The organism is Listeria sp. ILCC797 (assembly GCF_900186185.1).
GTDB lineage: Bacteria > Bacillota > Bacilli > Lactobacillales > Listeriaceae > Listeria > Listeria goaensis.
This window is the reverse complement of the sequence record NZ_FYBS01000013.1, coordinates 27,156-48,907: the sequence shown is the minus strand read 5'-3', so window position 1 is coordinate 48,907 and position 21,752 is coordinate 27,156. Positions and strand designations below refer to the sequence as shown.

Here is a 21,752-nt window from a genome sequence, read left to right as displayed (position 1 = left end):
TCTTATAGTTTTAAATCCCAACGGTCACCGCAAAACGGATCTACAGGGTTAATGCCAACAAATTCGCTTTCGCCAATGAGCTTCTGAATAATGGCATCAATAACATATTTACTGTCTGAGTAGCCGTTAATCAGCGTTTTCACTTGCGGGACATCAATTAGGTGGTACGGATTCGACGTTGAAATAACAATCGTTGGCAGCTCCTTCAAGAACCACGGAATATTAAATCCAAGCATGCCCCAGTTCAACCTAACTTGCGTGCGATTACTCATCGTCGCCTCGTTCGCATAAAAAATCGCTAAATCGTAGTCCGCCTTCACCTGTTCAACCGAAATGCTCATATCTTTAAAGCCCCAGCCCTCAATTGGCTTCACATCAACAATAAAACCAACTTCTTCTAACTTTTGGATAAAATATCGGTAAATTTCAGTTTCCTCTGTTACGCCAAGCGCCTGCAAGTAAACTCGTTTTCGCTTCTGCGGATTAATCGGCAAAATGTCTTCCTTATTTTTCACGAGTGTGATAGCTTGGTCAGCTATTTCGCGCGCTATTTCCTCGTGTTCTGCCGTACCAATTGTGGCTAGTGCCGCAGCGCTCGGAACTAAACGACCTTCAGCTTTTTGTTTGTGCAACCCAATTGACGCCTTTACACCTAGCGTGCGTTTTACGGCATCATGGACGCGTTCCATCGTCAGAATACCCGCTTTAATCCCAGCCTTCATGTAAGCAATATCCTCGGCGTAATCGCGATTGAACAGGAACAAATCCGCACCGCAGGCAATCGAGTAAGGCACCGAGAAAGCGCGCTCGTGCATCATCGTAAACCCGCCCATAACGCTTGCGTCCGTAACAATCATGCCGTTAAAACCAAGTTCATCTCGCAGCAGGTCCGAAAGCAACTCTTTTGACAGCGTAGCCGGCATGATTTCTTCGTCCGCGAGCCCTTTCGAGCGGCTGTATTCCGGGAATGAAATATGCCCCGCCATCACCGTGTGCGCGCCCGACTCAATAAGCGTGCGATAAATTTTGCCGTAGCTCTTCCACCATTCTTCGATAGAAAGCGAGTTGTGCGTTAAGTGCAAGTGCTGGTCGCGCTCGTCCACGCCATCACCTGGGAAATGTTTAATTGAAACCGCACCACCCTCCGACTCAAATCCCGCTTGGTAGGCTTTCGCCATTTTTGCGACGCGCTCCGGGTCAGAACCAAACGTCCGTACATTTGTAATTGGATTTCTAAAATTATAGTCAACATCTAATATTGGCGCAAATGCCCAATTGCATCCAAGCGCTCGAGCTTCCACGCCTGATATTTTCCCAAGCTGATAAGCATAATCCACATTATCTGTAGCCGCAATTTGGAGCTGTTTTCCAACATATGTACCTTCAAACGCCAAGCCATTTCCACCTGCTTCCACGTTGGCACCTATTAAAAGTGGAATGTCGCTATTCTCTTGCAAAATGCGATGCGCCGCCTGAATATCTGCCGCAGCCGAAGGGCGATACATAATTCCAGCCGGTTTAAATTCCTGCACCCACGCCGTAAGTTCCGCCTGATCCGTACTCATCGCAATGGGCGCAAATAAATGCTTAATTTTCGTATCCTCGTCCATATTCGCGAGCGTTTCCTCCACCCAATTGATGGCCTCCTCTGTTAACGAATACGGTGCCTTCCTTAAATCTACTTCTCTATTCAATATCCTTCAATCCTTCCTGTTGTCGATTTTCCTCAATTTGCATTCGAATCGCATCTCGTTCATCATCCAATTTATAGAAGAATACGATTAAAATGATGAGAATGAACCCAATTGCCGGCAGCCAAACGAAATTCATTTCAATCGCCCGGAGTGCCCCACCTGCCTGCGCCTGATTGGCCGTATAGCCCGCCATACCAAGTATCAAACTACTAATTGCTGCCCCGATACCCATTCCAAATTTCACGCCAAAAGCAACCGCGCTTGAAAGGAGTCCTTGGGCCCGAACGCCAAACTTCACTTCCCCGTAATCAATTGTGTCAGACAACATAACGCCCATAATTCCCGCCGGCAAACCGCTCCCAATGGAACCGATAATCGTCCCAATTATTACAATTGGAATAGAACTATATAGCGACGAAATGTATAGAATGAGCTGTCCGAAAATGGCAATGCCACTTCCTAAAATCACAATATCACGCGTTTTCATTTTCTGAGAAATCATCGGCACCATGAAAAGGCCAGCTAAAATCCCAATTGTACCTAAACCATTCACAATCCCCGCAATTTGTTCATTTCCTAGATTATATTTTAAGAAATAAACCGTATTCGCCATTTTCGCCGATGTACAAGTCCATGTAATAAACATAAGCGCCGTAATAATCCACCACGGCTTATTCGGAACGAGTGCTTTAATACTTTGCTTAAACGGCACCGCTGCACCATTGTTTATGTTGACACGTTCTCTAGTATTCGCGAATGTAGTGAGGAACATCAAAATGGCAGCGCTTGCAAACAGAACCATCGTTAAGGTAAATCCTCGTTGCGCATTTCCCCCGCCCAAAAGTTGCACTAAAAATAAGCCACCAAAAGCGACGATGAGGGCACCGAACTGTCCACCCATCATGCGGCATGTATTGGCAACGGTTCGCTCTTGCGGATCCGTCGTTAAACTCGGCAAAAGCGAGCCGAGCGGAAGGTTAATTCCCGCGTATAAAATTCCAAGAACGATGTACGTCACATAGGCGTATATCAGCTTGCTAGAGTCCCCCGTGTCGGGTACAGAAAACGCCAAGACGGCAAAAATCCCAAATGGCACACAAAGCCATAAAAACCACGGCCTAGATTTCCCCCATTTCGTATTCGTCTTATCAATTAGTATACCAAAAATTGGGCTATCAAAAGCATCAATAACTCTTGCGACAAGCATCAATGTTCCAACAGCGGCGATATTAATTCCCGCCACATCTGTATAATAGAACATTAAGTACATCGTAATCATGCTAAAAACTAAATTACTCGCCGTGTCGCCCAAGCCATAACTTACTTTTTCCCGAACAGAGAGCTTCACACTCGTCGTACTTTGCGGCAATTTCTCTTCAGTTAATTCCATTGTCTTCCCTCCTCACTTGGTTACGCTTTCATTATAGAGAACGCCAATCAGAACGAACAGTCATATTGAAGTCGAAAGTGACCATAATCCAGTTTTAAATCAAAGTAGTCAGAATTTTCTTTTTTATAGAAAGATAACGCTTTCTCAAAAAAAGAAATATGCTATAATAATTAAGAAATTAACTAAATTTATTGAGGTGAGCCGCTTGATACAAGCATATGAGATGATTCAAACTGAGGACAAACTTCCTTTTCGACTCCTAATTCACCGTCTAACTGCTACTTCAAGCCACTGGCACGACAGCATCGAGATTATTTTTGTTTTAAAGGGGAGCATTTCGCTCTATACCAATTTGAAATCGCACCAGCTATCTGAAAACGACATTTTTCTCGTTAATGCTAACCAAATTCATGCACTGCATGGTAATGAATCCAACACGTTGCTCGTCCTACAAATCCCTCTCGCCGAAGCCAAAAAAAGCATACCAAATATCGACCACCTTACATTTCACTGCCAATCTTCCCAATTTTCAAGTGAAGAACAAGCTTCATTTGACCAGATTCGGCAAATTTTTGCCGAAATGATTCAAGAAGTGTGCAAAGAACGCAGTGACAGCTATTTAAATTTGACAAGCTTATACTATAAACTCCTTTTCACACTTGTCCATCAATTTTCTGCACCAATTGATAATCTTTCCAACCAGCCAAAAGAAAAACATATCGCTAGGCTAACCGACGTTTTAAATTATATGAACACAAATTTCCAAACGAACATAACACTCGAAGAACTCGCGCGCCATGTGTTTCTGTCCAAAGACCATCTCTCCAAGTTTATTCGCCAGCAAACCGGACAATCCTTCAAACAGCTCCTAACTTCAATTCGGTTAAACGCCGCAACAAAAGAACTCATGACAACCAATCACTCTGTTAAAAATATTGCAATTGATACGGGCTTCCCAAGCGAAACCGCCTTTGTAAAAGCCTTCAAAGAAATTTATTCTGCTTCACCAACTGAACACCGGAAAAACGACACAAGCACACCCGCATTTTCCTTTACTAACAACAGCATCGAAAAGCAGTACATTGAAATTGATATGAACGAGATTTATCAGCATTTAGCACCCTTTTTAAATCAGACCATCAACCCACAAGATTCCATTATCCACACAACCCTTCCCGCTACGCAAATTGCCATGAACAAACCCGGTCGAACCGCCAATTGGTGTTTTCAAAAACTCATTACCGTGAGCAAAGCAAAAGAGCTTTTTTTAGCCCCCGTTCAAGAGCAGTTGAAAGAAACGCAGCAGGAAATTGGTTTTGAGTACATCCGTTTCCACGGGATTTTCGATGACGCGATGCACGTTTATGATGAAAATTCGGCAGGCGAGCCCCTACTAAATTTTGCGTATGTCGACATGCTCATTGATTTCCTGCTGAAGAATCAGTTAAAACCTTTTATCGAAATTGGTTTCATGCCGGAAAAGCTACGTTCTAGTGAGCATCATCATTTTCACAAGAAAAGCTATCTTTCCTACCCAAATGACATGCAAAAATGGCTTTTTCTCGTCAAAAATTTTTTCCTACATATCGAAAAACGCTACGGCAAAAAAGAAGTCGCTAGCTGGTATTTTGAAATTTGGAATGAGCCTGATATTGCGATTTTCTGGCAGGATTCCATAGAGGCATTCAATTGCTTTTACGCCGAAACTTATCAAACCATTCGCGAAATCAATCCGCACTACAAAATTGGGACGCCGGGCATCTTTCCTTTCCCAAGCCAACCTGAAAATCCCACAGTGAAAAAATTCGCCGATTTTCTAAAAAACAAAAAAATAACGCCTGATTTCGTTTCCTTTCACTGCTATTACACAGATAATCTGCCAACTAATCATGCTCAGTCCGCCCAGCTTCCTGCCTATTCGAGCGGCAATTTGCATTATTTAAGTGCTATGATTCAAATGGTTAAAACGCTTTTTTCTGACCTCTCTATAAAAGAATGGCATCTAACCGAGTGGAACAGCACGCCTAGTCACGCCGACTTAACGAATGATTCCGCCTATAAAGCGCCTTTTATTATTAAAAACATTCTTGAAAACAACGTCCACATCGACAGTTTCGGTTACTGGCTTTTAAGCGATTTCCACGAAGAATTTCGCGCCCCTAAACAGGAATTTCACGGCGGGCTCGGCTTATTTACAAGAAATGGCATTAAAAAAAGCGGTTTTTTCGCCTTCTCCTTTTTAAAGAAACTCGGTTCTAGAATTTTATCGCAAGGCGAACGTTATATTGTCACGAAAAGTCAAACCGGTTACCAGATTTTAACTTATCATTATCAGCATTTCCATTCTATTTTCCTTCAAGAAGGACAAATCGCGTTTGACGACCCGTACCAAGCTTTCCCCGAAGAAAAAATGGCAGCTATTCATCTGGAACTGCAAAATTTAAAGGCTGGCTCATATCGCGTGACCGAACATATTCTTTCTCGCGAATACGGCTCTGCAATGGATATTTGGCTTCAAAACGGCGCGCAAAAAGACTTAACCGAACGACAAATTGATGAATTGAAACTTTCTACTCACCCAAAAGTCATTCAATATACAGCGAAAGTCACAGACACTTACATCGTCCAGCAAGCCTTAAAACCACATGAAGTGAGGCTAATCGAAATGGAATTTTTAGTATAAATAAAGCCCGAAAGATCTACTCTTTCGGGCTTAAAACTTATCTATTCATACAAAACGAGCGATATTTACGCGTCCTTTTTCTTAAAACCTTGCGCTTCAAATTGTTCAACTGTATCTTTATAACTCACATTTTTCGGATTAGTTGTTCCACCGAGTAATGCGCCTACTTTATCTGCATCAACTTTATCTAAGTCAATAGACATTTCAAGTTTAAGTGCCTCATCCGTAAATGTTGCTTTTAAAGAAGTACCTTTTCCGTCTTCATATTCTTTATACTGCTCTTTCGCTTTCTCTTCATACTCTTTTTTCGTTGCATCATCTAGTTTCTCACCTTCAGCAAGGCCGAAATAGCTAAGCGGATATTCCATTGTTTGTTCGACTTTCTTCAACTTATCTCCATCATGAGTAAATGTCGCCTCTAGATTGGCTCCACTAACTTCAGCAACATATGTATCTTTCTCCAAATTTGCTTTTTTATCTCCACTACCACAAGCGGATAGCGCCAGAGCTACTAATAATACTGTTAAAAAGCTTAAAATTTTCTTCATGTTTGTTCTCCTCTTTTATGTTAGTTTGTAGCGATTTATTAAACTTGCTTGATTCTGTTTTAATTCAACATATGATACAATTGTATCGCTATACCAGTTTGTATCAAGTTCTTCTTGCCCATTTAGAAAACTCACCATATAATCATCCCAATTTTCAAAATGTTCCGTCGAATCTTCCCATAATTGCTCCAGACAGTTCCACGCTTGATCTTCCGTTAAAAACCCTACCGAAAAACAAACACGCACAATATAGCCAAGACGCTCTAAATCAAAAGCTCCGTATATTTTAACTTTATCAGCGGATTGAAGTAGCGAAGTCGCATCGAAATTAAACTTTTGCGCCGCTCGATTTATATCCTTTTTTACAGCTAAAGTTGTCTTATCCGAAACCGTGTTCACATAGTTATTTTTCTCAATCCAGTTAGAAATGAGACTCATCGCTGAATGACCATCATAAATCTCAAACATCGGTAACCAATATTTGATTATTTTCGCAGCTTGATTTTTTGGATAGTACAGCTTTAAATCTTTGTTGCAACCACTTAATTTCGTTTCCACCTTGTGCTTACACTCTGTAGTCGCGCCTCCTACGCATAATAATTTTTCCTTGTCTGCTGAGAATTTGTTGAAAGTTACATACTCTTCTGGAACAACTATTGCTTTTCTACTAAATAATCCCATTCTGCACACCCTCTTTTGATTTTATGAACATTTATAATTCTACAATCCGTAGTTTAATTTGTCAATACCCAAAAAGAAAAATCCACCTAACAAATTTGCTAGGTGGAAAACTTATTTCGCAAAAAACAACTTAAATTGATTGCTAATGCTCGAATCATTCGTGATTTGCATCTTATTTCGCGCCGCCAAATTGCTTTCAAAAGGATAGCTCACCGGACTGCCGTTCAAAATAAACGTATCCGCCTGACTCGCCTGAGCTTTTATCGCATAATCATTTATACTTCCTTGAATCGTAATTTTCGTATCAAAAGGGCTCACAACAGAGATGACAGTATCCCCGTTTAAGACACCATTAAAATCCAAGAGCGCACTTTCATTATTCGTTATTTTTGCCGCATTCTCAACTACCATATTTCGGAATCCCATTTTCCCGCCGCTCTTAGTAGTCAACTCAAGCTCATTCGCCGTTACATTCTGAACATCTAGTAAGGTTCCACCACTAATGGCAAACTTACCTGTAATATCCGTTTCATTTAATTCAGCGTTTGAAAAAGTCGACAAGTCAAGATTTCCTACATGTGATTTCCCAATTTGAACAAAAGAACGATTACTCTGGACGCGCACAGTCTCCTTGATCTGTCCCCCCATTATCTTCACGTTTGCAGAATCAGTTGTCGCTAAAAGAGTGTCCGCTTTTACATTATCAAACTCATTTAACAGGCCAGCCCCCTCAACGTTAATCTTTTTTGCCTGAACATCCGAAATTTTCACAGTATTTCCAGAAGTTTTAACGTGAATCCCATTATAAACCTTATCTTTTTTTAAAGTAATTTCAATATCCGCATGCGTTTCAGGATTCGGCTTTTTATAAGTTAATGTGCCATTTTTCACAACTAATTCTGCCTCGTCATCATAATCCCTCACATCAAAAGACTCCTCGTCCCCGCTCTTAATCGTGACATTTTGCTCGGCCTCTTGCAAATCAATCGCAGAAAACGTGCCCTTTTCAGAAGTATCTTTACGCGTGATTTCAATGCCACTATCCTTCGCGTAAGCAAAAACCTTCGCCTGAAAAGTATCAGCGAGCAAACCAACAACGCACAATGTGCCAACCAAGCAAAGAAATGCTAGCCAACTAGCGCGCTCTTTTTTGTACGCCGCAATCGAAATAAGTCGTTCTTTAAGCGTCTTCGCATTTTCGTGCAAAGAAACCGCCGCATAAGATTCCTTATACTTTCCCGATTTGACAACCGATCGAAGCAAAGTGTCCCCGTAGGCTAAATATTCATCCTCAGCCAAACAAGCCAAAACACCCTCATCACAGGCCAGCTCCCGGTCCCGCTCCATTTGCTTATTCATAAAGTACATCAAAGGATTAAACCAATACAAACAAGTGAAAACTTGCGTAATCCACACAAAAAGCATATCCCGACGCTTACAATGAATCAATTCATGCAAAAATATATGCCACAACTCTTTGTCAGAAAACGAGGTCCCCGGCAGCACAATTGTTCCCCGACGAATCCCGAAAAAAATAGGCGACGAAATAATTGGATTCACCACTACTTCAACCGGCGTTGTAATCTGAACTTCCTCCATCGCTTCCGAAAGAATATCAAGTTTCTCCGGATCATCAAGAAAACTCGCACCCGACATAACATATTTCTTAAAATTCCGATAAGAGGCAATCCGGTAAACTAAAAAGATGACTGCAACAATAAGCCAAGCCACCCATAGATAATTCAAAATAAAACGGATGACTATTGTTTTTGTGTCGCGCCCCACCGTAATACCATCTTCTCCAATCACCATGGACGTCAGCCCGTCAAACTCACCAGGCGTCGCCCACAAAAAGTCGCTACTTTTTTGCACAAAGAAAAAAGCAAACGGCACTACCAAAAAGAAAAACACAACGAGCCAAACGTAATAGCTCTTTCTTTTAGTTAAAAATTGGCCGAATACTTTTTTAAAAAGCCAAACCAGAGGTATTAAAACGATTGATGTTATTGACATGGACAAAATTATTTTAAGTAATTCACTCATTCGTCTGATTTTTTCCTTTTCCAAAATTGTTGTAAATTATCGATTTCGTCTGGCGAAATTAAATCCTTTTGGACGAGATTCGTAATTAAACCTCTTACGTCGCCTTCATAAACATTTTCTAAAAACGCTTCCGTTTGATTCCCTAAATATTCTTCCTCACTCATAAGTGCATAATATTCATTTTTTCTACCGACTTTTTTCACACCGACTATTTTTTTCTCCACTAATCGTGCTAGAAAGGTTAAAATGGTATTTTTCTTCCATTCAAAACCTTGCTCTCCCAGTTTTTCGGCAACATCAGCATACTGAACTGCTCGACCAAAACTCCATACTACCTTCATGACCTCTAGCTCAGATTTAGACACACTTTTATGCATACATAGCCCTCCAAAAAACTTTCTACTTTTCAATAGTAGCACGGCTTACTTACAAAATACAATTAAAAAAAGCCTATTCCTAAAAACAAGCTAAAAAAGAGGCCGATAATCAAATCAGCCTCTTTCGATTAATTATTTGAATTCTACGCCAGCGCCAACTTCTTCAAGTTTCGCTTTGATTTCTTCAGCTTCTTCTTTAGAAGCGCCTTCTTTGATTGCTTTAGGAGCGTTATCAACTAATTCTTTCGCTTCTTTTAAGCCAAGACCAGTGATTTCACGAACCACTTTGATAACCTTGATTTTAGAATCGCCAGCAGATGCTAATTCAACTGTGAATTCAGTTTGTTCAGCAGCGCCACCAGCAGCACCAGCAGCAGCTACAGCTACAGGAGCAGCAGCAGTTACGCCAAATTCTTCTTCGATTGCTTTTACTAAATCGTTAAGTTCTAATACAGACGCTTCTTTTACAGAAGCAATGATTTCTTCAATGTTTAAAGCCATTTTAAAATTCCTCCATTATTGTTTTAATTTTTTTATTGGGCTAACACCCGGTAATTAAGCTTCTTGTTCAGCTTTTTGATCCGCAACTGCTTTTGTAGCAAGAGCAAGGTTGCGAACAGGAGCTTGTAATACGTTGCAAAGCATAGATAGCAAACCTTCGCGAGATGGAAGTGTTGCAAGAGCTTTGATTTCATCAAGAGAAGAAACATTCCCTTCAATGATACCTGCTTTAATTTCAAGCGCTTCGTGATCTTTCGCGAAGTCATTCAAAATTTTAGCTGGAAGAACAACGTCTTCGTTACTGAAAGCAATAGCGTTTGGTCCAGTAAGCACTTCTTGAAGTCCTTCAAAACCTTTAGCTTCTACTGCACGACGTACTAATGTGTTTTTGTATACTTTAAATTCTACGCCTGCTTCACGTAATTGCTTACGTAATTCAGTAATCTCAGATACATTTAGTCCACGATAGTCCACGATAACTGTAGATACGCTATCTGCAAGTTTAGCTGAAATTTCATCAACTGCACTTTGTTTAGCTTCTAAAATTTTACTCATTTTTACACCTCCGTCCATAGTCTAAACGCCAAAATGGCTACATAATAAAACCCTTGCCACCGTAACAGCAAGGGTTAAATCACAAGACAAAAATGTCCTGTTCATCTAAAATCCTCGGCGGGCGTATTTAAACGCAAATGCGTACCTGCTGTCTACGGTAAGGATATTCACTTTTTAAGCCTATCATATCTTATCAAAGATTCGTTAGGTCGTCAAGTACGTTTTATAAAGAAGATGGATCAACTTGGATACCAGGTCCAAAAGTAGTTGTTACGCTTAAGTTTTTCACGTAAGTACCTTTGGCAGCAGCTGGTTTCGCTTTTTGTAATACATCATTTACAGTACGGAAGTTTTCAATTAATTTATCAGTGTCAAACGAAACTTTACCAATAGCAGTGTGAATGTTACCAGCTTTATCAACACGGTATTCCACTTTACCAGCTTTAATTTCATTAACAGCTTTTGTTACGTCCATAGTAACTGTACCCGTTTTAGGGTTTGGCATTAAGCCTTTTGGTCCTAAGACACGACCTAATTTACCAACTTCACCCATCATATCAGGTGTAGCTACGATAACATCAAAGTCAAACCAACCTTGGTTGATTTTTTCAACAAATTCAGCATCTCCAACGAAGTCAGCGCCAGCAGCTTCAGCTTCTTTTGCTTTTTCTCCTTTAGCGAAAACTAAAACGCGTTGTGTTTTACCAGTACCGTTTGGTAATACTACGGCACCACGGATTTGTTGGTCCGCTTTTTTAGGGTCTACGCCAAGACGAAATGCTACTTCAACAGTTGCATCGAAACCGGCGAAATCAATTTCTTTAGCAAGCGCTACTGCTTCTTCAACAGAATACGCTTTTGTTGTATCTACTTTTTTCAAAGCATCTTGATACTTTTTACCTTTCTTAGCCATTTCTTTTCCTCCTTATTGTTCAAATTGCTTTTTTCTTAGTCTTCTACTACGAATCCCATAGAACGAGCTGTACCTTCAACCATACGCATTGCAGACTCAACGTTTGCAGCATTTAGGTCAGGCATTTTAAGCTCAGCAATTTCTTGTACTTGAGCACGAGTTACAGTTGCAACTTTGTTACGGTTAGGCTCACCAGAACCTTTTTCCACTTTAGCAGCTTTTTTAAGCAATACTGCAGCTGGTGGAGTTTTCGTGATGAACGTAAACGAACGGTCTTCAAATACACTGATTACAACAGGAATGATAAGACCAGCTTGATCGGCTGTACGAGCGTTAAACTCTTTACAGAATCCCATGATATTAACACCAGCTTGACCTAGTGCAGGTCCAACTGGAGGTGCAGGATTTGCTTTCCCTGCTGGAATTTGAAGTTTAACTTCTTTAATAACTTTTTTAGCCACGAGACATACCTCCTTAAGTCCGTGCTGTGGTTAAATGGGGATTAAGATTTCCCCTCCCACGTGAAACATACGCAAAAACGTACTTATACATAATACCACTTTAAAAACACAATTGCAAGACCATTTTCTTTTGTTAAAAAGCTAAGATTTCCTGTATACGGCGCGCATAAGTGGCGTCGAGCTGCAGCACCTTTTCATATCCTTTTTGCCGAATTGATTCCCTTAGTTCTGGCTTAGCATGATAAAACGCGACTTTTTCTAGCAGTTCCTCTGTATCTGAAAAAAAATCAGCTTCTATTCCTTCTTTAAATAAGGCTTGCTGTTCTTCCGTTCGTTCCGTTAGCAAAAAGCCACGACAAGCTGGAATTTCAAATGTCCGAGCCGTATGTTGTTCACTTGATAAATGTGTTAAAAAACCAAGCGCCACACCGCTTGCGCCAAATACTTTAGCCATATCTTCCGTATAGACGCCTTGAAAAGTACAATAGTTCCTTAACTCCGCATTAGAGGGGATTTTCTGCCAATTTGTCCCCCACACTTTCAAATCGTAATCTTGCTTAGCCATTTCATTTAACCAGAAGGCACGCTGCTCTTCCATGCGCCCAACAAAAGTAAATTCTGCCCCGTAACGACTTTTATCCGCATCACTTAGTGTCACCGGGCGATGGATAGCTGGATCAAATGCGTATTGAACTTGCAAAACATGCGCACAACCATGCTGGCGATACTTCGCAACTTCCGTCATTTTTGGTGTAACAGCCACATCATACGCAGTAATCGCATCATTTAACACTTTTGAAGTATGGTACCGGTCATCGAATAAAAAATCCGGATGGAAGTGAATCGTTTTTACACCAAGTTTTTTTGCGTATTCAATCGTTTCCACACTAACCCACAATCCTTTTACAACGAACAAGATTTGTGGCGTTTGCGATTTTAAAATTCGGATAATTTCATCATTAAATTGCTGATATTTATGTGGATATGGTTTTCCAGCTAGACGCATATATGCACGTTCGGCAAGCGAATATTTATAAAACGGAATATCCGTCGCAACCGTCATCACTTGGAAACCAAGCGCACGAAAACCGTGAAACAAAGATAAACTATTTGCCCCGGGAAACGTTGCACCCACACATAAAACTGACTTTATCATCCTCCACCCTCCGTCACTTCTTTAAACTTAGTGTATAACGTTTTATAATAACCTGACTCATAATGCGAAACAGAATGCCCGAACGGGTAGCGCACATCCCCAACATACTTTTCTTCCAACATATTCACAACCTTTGCTTTTGGAAAAATAGCTAAAAAACAGCGATCTAGCTCGCGCCAAATCCCATTGTACTGTTCAAGTTTCGGCACATTAGCATAACATCGCACATCCCCTTTTTCATCCAAATAGCGTGTTGTGAGTTGGCAGCGATTTAAAACCAGTTGTTCCTCACGCAAATATGGCGAAATGGCTTCCTTAAAGCGCTGTACGGCGTCTGTCCAGTGAGCCAAAAAAAGCGGCCAATTTGTTTGGCTAATAATTTTCGTAACGGGCAAATTTTTACGAATCACGCTTTGCTCAATGATGGGAGATATAGTAATCGCCTGATTGTGCCCAACGAAAGCAGTTTCCTTAAGCGCATCCGCATATAAATCGATGAGCAAAAAGTCTGGTCGCTCCTTTTTTAACGCCTGAAAAAAAGTCTTTTCAAAGTCAGTCACAACAAATTGCTTTTTTTCAACAGGAATATCTTCGTAGTCTGCAATTGGGAAGGAAAATGAATCCGTCATCAGCGCGATAAATGAGGAGTGAAATTGCGTAAATACAACTTCATAATGCGACTTATAATCCGGATTAAAATACGTGCTAGAATTTAAGAAGTTACGACTAAAACAAGTCCCTAATACACCAATTTTTTTCACCATATCCCTTCACCCCTTCACGATTTCTTTCAACGTTTTTTGTAAAAATGGCGGAAAATAATATGCCACTTCTTGGTGTTTCAAATACTTCTGCTCATCTAAAATCACCTTGTACCCACCCGCTTTTAAATCCTTAATTAAATCGGTAATATGCTCTTCATACGTGTGCTCATTTCTCGAATAGTGGACATAAAATTGGATGGGAAATCGAGGTTTTTCCTTGATTTTTTCCGTCAATAGGCGATTTAAATAGGCGACAGAATATTTCTCTTTTCCCCCTACCATACCTTCAAAGGTCGGTTTCTTTTCAGGAATATCCGTTAAATAGTTACCTAAGAAGTATTGCGGCGCCCCAGCAACGACCGCATTCGCCTTCATTTTCAAGCCATAATATAGCGCTGCATAGCCCCCTTTACTCGTTCCAACACAAACAATTTGGCGATATTTTTCCCGCTCCATGACATGTTCAATCAGTTCAGTGACAGCTTGCTCGGGCGCCCTAGATCCCTCGTGAAACAAGTAGTAGCCGCCTTGTTTGTTGTACCCAAAGTCGTCTAAAATGAAAAGACGGTCAGCTGGTATCTCTTTTGTTGTCGCCATATAATTGTAAGTCGCAGGAATCCCTGGTCGTGAAAACGCGCTAAATACAATAACTAATGTGTCGTGTGCGCGCTTCTTTTTTAACGCATAACGAACGCTCACACCGGCACTTGCTCGGAATGTTTTGCTCATCATTTTGAAGTAAAGCCCAACCAGCTTTTTTTTCATAAATTCCCCTCCTTTTCCTTTAAGTTTAAATGGATGATTGCCAGCGCTAGGCCTATGCCTAGCCAAACAACACGCATTTCAAAAATGCTACTGCTACCAATTGAAATCGCAATAAAAGCAATAATAATACATAATGGCAACCCTGCTAACATCCCTTTTTCTGTCAAAAACAGCTTGATGGCTTGAAAAGAAAGCCAGCCAAAAAAGAGTGCGAAACAGCCCAAACCAATAATTCCTACATCAGCTAAAGTGGCAAGCCAGAAATTATGCGCACTCATCGTTTGCTGCAAATCTGTTGGAATATTAACGGTTCCGTACAACGCTTCAAAAACAAATTTCGGAATGACACCGATGCCGACACCTAAAAAATGGCTTTCCTTCGCCACATTTAATACTGTTTCATAAATGAATAGCCGCTGATCCGTCGAAGTTTGCTTGCCAACAAAGTAACTAAATTCCTGCGTCTCAAAAAACTTCATCATCAAGAAATAAATCCCGCCTAAGCATCCCCCGACAAACATTATAAAACTCGCTATTTGCTTGGAGTAAAGCTTCCAAACCATGAAAACGACTGTCATTAAAAATGCCAGTAACCCCGTTCTGGATTCCGTTGCGATGACGAGCAAAAATAGAACGATAGCGCTACTTAAAGCGATTAAAGTTCGCCACATTGTCTTTTTTTGGAGCACCAAGTAAATAAATACTGGAAAATAGATAGATAAATAAGAACTAAAATCATTTGTATTTGTAAGAAAACCAGTCGGACGATAGTCTAAATAGCCGCTTTCTTTTAAACTGGAATACCATAAATGCTTGCCGGTTAACATTTCATAGCAACCGACACCAACTGATAAAATAAATGGCGGCATAATCCACATGAACATTTTTCTAATGTCAGCAATGCTTCGAACGTAATAAACGCAAAGGAAAATCACATAGAAACTTTCTAGCTGAAAGTAGATGGCGCGCATACTTAAACTGAGGTCTCCGCTCCAAATCAACGTCAGAGTGGCTACTAAAATCCATAAAGCAAAACCCATAAGCGGGATTTTCAGCAACGAAAACTCGGACCAATCCTTTTTTTCAAACAAAAAGAAAGAAAAATGGAGTAGTAACGCGATACGGAACAAAAACAAACCACCGAGTCCGGGAATACTTAAGTAGGGGCCTAGTATCGCGCTAACTAAAATAACGTAGAATAAAAAATGCGTCAGCCGACTAAGTGGGATATCCATGAGCATGACGCAAACACTGATGATGAAAACGGGGACAATGATGAGTGGGTAAATAGCCGCAATAAGACTAATTAAAATAAATGATGCGCCTAAAAAAGCTTTTTTAATAGCCATAGTAGTCGTATTTCTTTTTATTGTATTTAACATTGTTTAACACCGCTCCAACAGCTTTCACGCCTGAATTATCCAACAGATTTTTGGCAACAGCGAGTTCTTCTTCTTTTGTTTTATTGTTATTGACAACTAAAATTCCTAGGTCGCACGCAGAAGCGACAATTCGCGAGTCCGTAAACAAGTTAATCGGTGGGCAATCAAAAATAATATAGTCATAGTTAAGCCTAGTTGCTTCTTCAATAAGTTTAGAGAGCCCCTGAACGCGAAGCAATTCGAGTGGATTTGGCGGAATCGCGCCAACAGCTAAAATATCTAGATTGTCCGTAAAATGGTACATCGCATCTTGTAGCGTAGCACGTCCTGTTAAAACGTTTGACAGACCGCTCCGTCCCTTCAATTGATATTGCCTAGTCAAACTTGGCGAATAAAAATCCGCATCAATGAGCAGCACTTTTTGTTTAAAATTCGCGTAGGTCTTGGCGAAATTTGTACTAAAGAAGGTTTTTCCTTCGCCTTTATTAGAAGAAGTAATCGCTATCGTTCGAAACACATCGTCTTGACTATGCATATATTGAACATTCGTTTGAATGGCTGAAAACTTTTCCTGAACAATACGGTTCATGGACATCTGGTTCTCGTTCGAATTTTTTTCCATTATAAAGTAGCTCCTTACTCTTTCATAACGGGGACATCCCCTAAATAAGTAATATTTAAATTCATAATTTGCTCTTTCGTTTTAATCGTCTTATCCGTAAAAGTCATAAGCATAATAAATAATGCGACTAGCAGGAGGCTGACAAAAAACGCAATCAAATTCATGGACAAACCTTGCGTAACGAGTTGAACACTTGGTTGCTCTAGGACAATTACCGTGCTGCCTTTAAACAGTCTTGGGATTTCTTTTTCGACAGTTTTAACATATGCTTTACTGACACGCTCCGCTTGTTTCTTATTTTGATCCGTGTAGGAAATATGAAAAACTAATGAGTTTTGATCTGAACTAATAACTAACTGATTAGCTAGCGTCTTGCTGCTTTGTCCACCTATTTTTTCGTCTACGCTTACTAAATCCATAATCTTACTACTTTTTAAAACAGAAGAGTAGGTAGTAATCAGTTGAATGCTATTCCGTATGCCCTCTTGCGTATAAAGGTTATTTTCTTTTTGTTCAACGTTAATTAACAGCGATGTTTCTGCTTGGTATTCATCGTTATGAATGTAATTTTGAAAAATCCACACACCAGCTTGTGCGATAAAAATGATGCACACAATCCACAGCACATTTTTTCTGACCGTTTGCAGCAAACTGCGCACTGTTATATTTTTTATATTCATAAATTCCCAACCTCAATTTTTCGATTTCCCGAAACTTTCGTATAATGTCAGTAATTTTTCCGCTTCATGCTGCCAACTATATAATTTTTGGAAGGCTTCAAAACCATTTTGCCCTAGTTCCCAAATTTCATCGCGGTTTTCTTTCAACCTGATGACTAAGTGAGCGATTTCTTCGCAGTCAAATGGGTCAGCCGTATAGCCGCAACCAGCTTCTGAAATAATCCGTTCAAAATCTGGAAAATTAGACGCCACCACTGGCAATTTGGCCGCCATATATTCAAACAACTTCGTCGAATGTGAATTTAAATTGTTCGGCGTCGGATGAAGCAAACACAAACCAACATGACTCTGATAATAATGCCTCCAAATATCTTTATACTGCATTCGGTCCAAATGCTCCACATAATTTTCAAGCTGATTCTTGATAATAAATTCCGTAAATGCTTCTTCATTTGTAAAAACTGGTCCAATTAATTTTAATTTAAAATTGTCGCAACCTTTCTCACGCAGCTTTTTTGCGAGCTCCAACATATTGAACAAACCGCGCTGTTCCGTTAACACACCCACATAAATTAGCGTGAATACTTTTGAAACCATCTCATTTCTTTCAGGTGGCATGACGGGATAATTTAACACATCCACCGTTTTTAAGTCCATCGCACGATAATTTTCTTTGTACGAAATTTCCGCAAAAACGACCGCATCCACCCACTTTAAAAAGGACTTCTCAACAGTCGCAACAGCTTTCGACACAAACGGACGACTAAAACGCGGAATCCATTGCTTCGTTAAAATCGCTGCCGGCAAATGTTCGTGCATATCATAAACCACTTTTACTTCATCACCGTATTTTTTCTTTATTTTTTTGGCTAAAAAAAGGAGTTCTGGGTCATGGAAATGAAAATTTCTCGCGTCTGATTCAGCAAAAGCTTCCAGCAAAGTTTGTATATGGCGAAACCGTTTTTTGCGCGACAAAACAGGAAGATAGTGCATCATCAAATTAGGAATTTCTTCTTTTTCTCCGCCGAAGTTCAGTGCATAAAACTCAACTTGAAAGCCCGCAGCAGCAAGTGATTTAGCTTCCTTAAAATAAATCCGCGTGTCAGACCAAACGTGCACAGAGCTACACATAAAAATTTTATTCGGATCTCTTCTCTTCAAATTTTTTCTCCTTTACACCGTTTTACTAAAGTATCGTTCCATGTATCTAAACTGAAATCGCGCGTAATCGTCTCGCGAGCTGATGCAGAAATTCGCGGCCAAGAAATGAGCTTGTTTTTCAACACCGTTTCGATAATATCCGCCGCTTGCATAGGATTATTCTCTGGCACTAGAAAGCCATTTTTACCATTTTCAATCAGCTCTGGAATACCGCTGTGATAGGTTGAAACGACAATTTTCCCACGAGACATAGCTTCCATAAGCACCATCGGAATCCCTTCCATATCACCATTTTCAGCAGTCTTACTTAATTGGATAACCATCGTCGCTTTCTTAACAGCGCGTTTTACCTCCTCTTGTGTCCTAGCGCCATGAAGCGTCACGACATCTTGAACGTCCAAACTAGCAATTAGTTTTAAAAGCGTTTCTTTTCGTTCGCCGTCCCCAAGTATATCTAAGTGGAAAGGCATATCTAGGCGGGATTTCAAAAGCGCCATTGCTTCGATAGTCGTTTCAATCCCTTTTTTCTCCGTTAATCTTCCAATTGTTAAGAAACGGATGATTGGTTGCTGTTTCGAAGGCTGGTAACTAAATTCCTTAGTGTCAATCCCCATATGATGGACGGAAACACATTTTTCATTTGCACCATATTCAACTAACTTTGTAGCAAAATAGTCGCTAATTGGGAGCAAACTGATTTCGCTTGCAAATAAATCGCGATAAACGTCCTTTCCCCATTTTTTCACAAAAGAGGTAATGTCTTGACCGTGGAAAAACACCATTGTTCGCTCTGGCAAGAGCCCTAAATTCTTATAAAAATTGGCGATATTTCCATTTGGCCCGTAATGAACGACGACCGCATTCGCTTTCTCTCTGGATAAAAAGTAGGATGCGCTGTAGAGCAACCGCAGCGAGGACGACATCTGGCCATATTTGCGCCACTTCATTGTTTCAATCGCGACTTGCCGATTTTGTCGGTATAATTTACCAAATAAGAAAATGGCTTTCAGGAATCGCTTTATCTTGCTGTTCGGAATGCGAATGAAAGTTGTTTTCGCAAGCAAATCATACTTAGCAACCGCCTGATGATCCGCTTCATTTACCGCCTGATTCCAGGCAAGAATTTCAACATCCATCCCCCTATCTATAAACCCTGTAATTTGGTTCAAAATAAAGGTTTCAGACAGTTTCGGGAAACTTGAGATAAAAAATAATACTTTCATGGATCTCCTCCTTCAAATTTTCGGATAAAAGTAGGCATTTCCTCTGGTGGCACGTTCCACCATTCTTGTTCTAAAAGTTTCCCGCGAGTCACTTCTGGAAAGCGATAACGAATTATTTTTGCTGGATTTCCACCTACAATCGCATATGGCGGCACGTCTTTTGTCACAATTGCTCCCGCTCCAACAACGGCGCCTGTTCCAACTTTAACGCCTTGAAGTACAACGGCCGTACTGCCAATCCACACATCATGCCCAATAATTGGCGGCGCTGAAAAAGAATTCCACGGCTGATTCGTGCCAAACAAGTCCCCTTTTTGATACGTAAAAGGAGAGGTTGAAAAGTGGTCAAGTGGATGTTCATCTAAGCCAATAAAACTGTAAGCACCAATCGAACAATATTTGCCAATTTCACCAGAAGCGATAATCGCGCCTTTATTAACATATGAGTAGTCGCCTAGCTTCACGCCTTTTCCAACATGGACATCATAGTTAATCCAACACCCACGTCCTAATTCAACTTCTGTAGATACGGAACCAGACATAATACGGTTGTTTGGAAATTTCCGTCGCACTTTTTGTAATGCTAAATACTTGCTGAACTGTGGTGGAATCCATCTTTTAATAGACATCATTTAGTCCCTCCTTCTTTTATTTGGCAAGAAACCCCGCACATATTTATAATCCGTTATTACTGTGAGCAAGCCATACACAACAACACCTGTTATAACGTAAAGCAGCAAACTAACAATTTCGGATGGGGTCACGATGGTGATTTTTTCGAGATAAACAATACAGGCCATTAGAGCAGCATTTATTACCGCTTTGGCTAGTTCTTTAGCGATGAGAATAAATTCGCGTTTAAAACTTAGCTTTCTAACTAAAGTAAAAATCGCTAATATGGCGGCAAAAAGTGCAACAACGAGCGGCGAAATCATGAGCGTGATGACGCCTAATTGAAAAACACCTACAATCAAAAATAAAATTTGGAACGCGATACTTAAAGTACTATTCACGACCGGGGTAACAGTGTCACCTATGCTATAAAATATTTTAAATGTGAGCTCTTTAAACACAGTAAACGGTAGCGCGAGCAACAGGAACAGCAGAAAGATGAAAACTTGATTGCTAGAAGCGCTATCGAAATTCCCGCGTTCAAATAGCAGCGCAATCACCTCTCGCCCGAGCACAATCATACCCGCAACAACTGGCATGACGAGCATAAAAAACAGCTTCAAATATTGCACAAATTTCTCGCGACCATATTGCATTGATTCATGAAAGCTTCTGCTTAAATTGGGGTATACCATGGAAAGCAAGTTCGTAATGAGCAACACCTGAAAAATACTTACAATTTGATTGGCGTAAGTCATTGTCGAAATGTAGCCTGTCCCAAAATAGCTGCCAAGCATCCCCGGAAGTAAAATCGTCACTTGATAAATGATGGCCCCTAAAAGCGAAGGAATCGTCAACCGAACTAAACGCAAATACTCAGGAGAATGAAAATCAAAGGAAAAGCGAAAGGACCACTTCCGGTTAAAGACGGCAAGCACGCAAGTTTCAATGAGAAAGGAAACCGCTACAGAAAGCGCCACTTGATAAATCGTTAAGTGCGTAATAAAGAATAGGAGAAACAAGAAGTTTAAAAGTGCCGCAACTAAGCCCGCAATTTTTATCCAAATAAATTTTCCTTCTACTTCCAAATATGAAGTTTGAAGCCATGAATACATTCTAAATAGCTGACCAGCCCCCATAATAAAGGTGAGCAAATACGTCATGTAATAAAAAGGACGATTTGTTTGCCACTGAAAATGTTCCATCCCAACAAACCCTGCTATATAGACAACAATAAGAAAAAATAGACTTGCTGACATAATCGTGACTACATAGGAATTTAAAATCCGCTTTGCATTCGCCATTTGATTTTCTGGCATTGTCGTTAAAAAAGGAATGACAACTGTAGGTATTGCGGCCCCGCCAATGTTCACAATGGCGACCATCATTAAATTCGCAAGATTGAACGCATCCATTTCGCTCGAAACTCCAAATTGTTTAGCTAATAACGCGGTCCGTAACATCGACAAAATTTGAATACTCATTGTGAAAATAATGACGCCATAGAAGATATTCGTTAATTTATTTCTCATCAATCGAAT

21 protein-coding genes and 1 other annotated feature are annotated in these 21,752 nt (G+C 40.4%); of the genes, 1 reads left to right on the top strand and 20 read right to left on the bottom strand.

The window, feature by feature from the left end; translation table 11 throughout:
* Nucleotides 1–2: 2 nt before the first annotated feature.
* Entirely contained in the window at nt 3–1,694 is a 1,692-nt protein-coding gene (locus BN1609_RS12285; RefSeq protein WP_255377382.1) for a glycoside hydrolase family 3 protein, read from the bottom strand.
* Nucleotides 1,687–3,084, bottom strand: a complete 1,398-nt coding sequence (locus BN1609_RS12280) for an MFS transporter (RefSeq protein WP_088839377.1) — start codon at nt 3,082–3,084, stop codon at nt 1,687–1,689. The genes BN1609_RS12285 and BN1609_RS12280 overlap by 8 nt, the downstream gene beginning before the upstream one ends.
* A gap of 205 nt (nt 3,085–3,289) precedes the next feature.
* On the opposite strand from BN1609_RS12280, the gene BN1609_RS12275 reads away from it, so the two are divergent.
* Nucleotides 3,290–5,767: a helix-turn-helix domain-containing protein gene (locus BN1609_RS12275; RefSeq protein ID WP_159458334.1), complete on the top strand. Its 2,478-nt coding sequence runs from the start codon at nt 3,290–3,292 to the stop codon at nt 5,765–5,767.
* 65 nt (nt 5,768–5,832) lie between these two features.
* Here the strand turns inward: BN1609_RS12275 and BN1609_RS12270 are convergent, their stop codons facing one another.
* From BN1609_RS12270 to murJ, 18 genes are all read right to left on the bottom strand, one after another.
* Nucleotides 5,833–6,315, bottom strand: coding sequence for a DUF1307 domain-containing protein (locus tag BN1609_RS12270; protein ID WP_088811000.1), 483 nt, complete (start codon nt 6,313–6,315; stop codon nt 5,833–5,835).
* Nucleotides 6,316–6,330: 15 nt separating this feature from the next.
* Entirely contained in the window at nt 6,331–6,996 is a 666-nt protein-coding gene (locus BN1609_RS12265; protein WP_088840915.1) for a DUF1266 domain-containing protein, read from the bottom strand.
* Between the two features lie 111 nt (nt 6,997–7,107).
* Nucleotides 7,108–9,039, bottom strand: coding sequence for a M56 family metallopeptidase (locus BN1609_RS12260; RefSeq protein ID WP_088839375.1), 1,932 nt, complete (start codon nt 9,037–9,039; stop codon nt 7,108–7,110).
* Nucleotides 9,036–9,416: a BlaI/MecI/CopY family transcriptional regulator gene (locus BN1609_RS12255; RefSeq protein ID WP_088816299.1), complete on the bottom strand. Its 381-nt coding sequence runs from the start codon at nt 9,414–9,416 to the stop codon at nt 9,036–9,038. Before BN1609_RS12255 ends, BN1609_RS12260 begins: the two co-directional genes overlap by 4 nt.
* Before the next feature lie 132 nt (nt 9,417–9,548).
* A complete protein-coding gene (rplL, locus tag BN1609_RS12250) occupies nt 9,549–9,917 on the bottom strand; it encodes a 50S ribosomal protein L7/L12 (RefSeq protein ID WP_088811004.1) in 369 nt (122 codons plus the stop codon).
* A 54-nt stretch (nt 9,918–9,971) separates the two neighbouring features.
* On the bottom strand, nt 9,972–10,472 hold the full coding sequence (gene rplJ, locus BN1609_RS12245; RefSeq protein ID WP_088811005.1) for a 50S ribosomal protein L10: 501 nt from the start codon (nt 10,470–10,472) through the stop codon (nt 9,972–9,974).
* Nucleotides 10,473–10,507: 35 nt separating this feature from the next.
* Nucleotides 10,508–10,648 (bottom strand) — a sequence feature (ribosomal protein L10 leader region).
* Nucleotides 10,649–10,695: 47 nt separating this feature from the next.
* Nucleotides 10,696–11,385: a 50S ribosomal protein L1 gene (rplA, locus tag BN1609_RS12240; RefSeq protein WP_088811006.1), complete on the bottom strand. Its 690-nt coding sequence runs from the start codon at nt 11,383–11,385 to the stop codon at nt 10,696–10,698.
* 35 nt (nt 11,386–11,420) lie between these two features.
* Complete coding sequence (gene rplK, locus BN1609_RS12235) at nt 11,421–11,846, bottom strand: 50S ribosomal protein L11 (RefSeq protein ID WP_007471922.1); 426 nt, start codon at nt 11,844–11,846, stop codon at nt 11,421–11,423.
* Nucleotides 11,847–11,979: 133 nt separating this feature from the next.
* Nucleotides 11,980–13,002, bottom strand: a complete 1,023-nt coding sequence (locus tag BN1609_RS12230; RefSeq protein ID WP_088840914.1) for a glycosyltransferase — start codon at nt 13,000–13,002, stop codon at nt 11,980–11,982.
* Complete coding sequence (locus BN1609_RS12225) at nt 12,999–13,766, bottom strand: DUF6270 domain-containing protein (protein ID WP_088816297.1); 768 nt, start codon at nt 13,764–13,766, stop codon at nt 12,999–13,001. The genes BN1609_RS12230 and BN1609_RS12225 overlap by 4 nt, the downstream gene beginning before the upstream one ends.
* Before the next feature lie 6 nt (nt 13,767–13,772).
* A complete protein-coding gene (locus tag BN1609_RS12220; protein WP_088816296.1) occupies nt 13,773–14,531 on the bottom strand; it encodes an accessory Sec system protein Asp2 in 759 nt (252 codons plus the stop codon).
* A complete protein-coding gene (locus BN1609_RS12215) occupies nt 14,528–15,913 on the bottom strand; it encodes an O-antigen ligase (RefSeq protein WP_088840913.1) in 1,386 nt (461 codons plus the stop codon). The genes BN1609_RS12220 and BN1609_RS12215 overlap by 4 nt, the downstream gene beginning before the upstream one ends.
* A complete protein-coding gene (locus BN1609_RS12210; protein WP_088816294.1) occupies nt 15,870–16,535 on the bottom strand; it encodes a CpsD/CapB family tyrosine-protein kinase in 666 nt (221 codons plus the stop codon). The genes BN1609_RS12215 and BN1609_RS12210 overlap by 44 nt, the downstream gene beginning before the upstream one ends.
* A gap of 14 nt (nt 16,536–16,549) precedes the next feature.
* Entirely contained in the window at nt 16,550–17,215 is a 666-nt protein-coding gene (locus BN1609_RS12205) for a YveK family protein (protein WP_088816293.1), read from the bottom strand.
* A 12-nt stretch (nt 17,216–17,227) separates the two neighbouring features.
* Nucleotides 17,228–18,376, bottom strand: a complete 1,149-nt coding sequence (locus tag BN1609_RS12200) for a glycosyltransferase family 4 protein (RefSeq protein WP_088816292.1) — start codon at nt 18,374–18,376, stop codon at nt 17,228–17,230.
* On the bottom strand, nt 18,373–19,599 hold the full coding sequence (locus tag BN1609_RS12195; RefSeq protein ID WP_088816291.1) for a glycosyltransferase: 1,227 nt from the start codon (nt 19,597–19,599) through the stop codon (nt 18,373–18,375). The genes BN1609_RS12200 and BN1609_RS12195 overlap by 4 nt, the downstream gene beginning before the upstream one ends.
* Complete coding sequence (locus BN1609_RS12190; RefSeq protein WP_244169974.1) at nt 19,596–20,231, bottom strand: CatB-related O-acetyltransferase; 636 nt, start codon at nt 20,229–20,231, stop codon at nt 19,596–19,598. The genes BN1609_RS12195 and BN1609_RS12190 overlap by 4 nt, the downstream gene beginning before the upstream one ends.
* A complete protein-coding gene (gene murJ / locus BN1609_RS12185; protein ID WP_088840912.1) occupies nt 20,232–21,743 on the bottom strand; it encodes a murein biosynthesis integral membrane protein MurJ in 1,512 nt (503 codons plus the stop codon).
* Between the last annotated feature and the right edge of the window lie 9 nt (nt 21,744–21,752).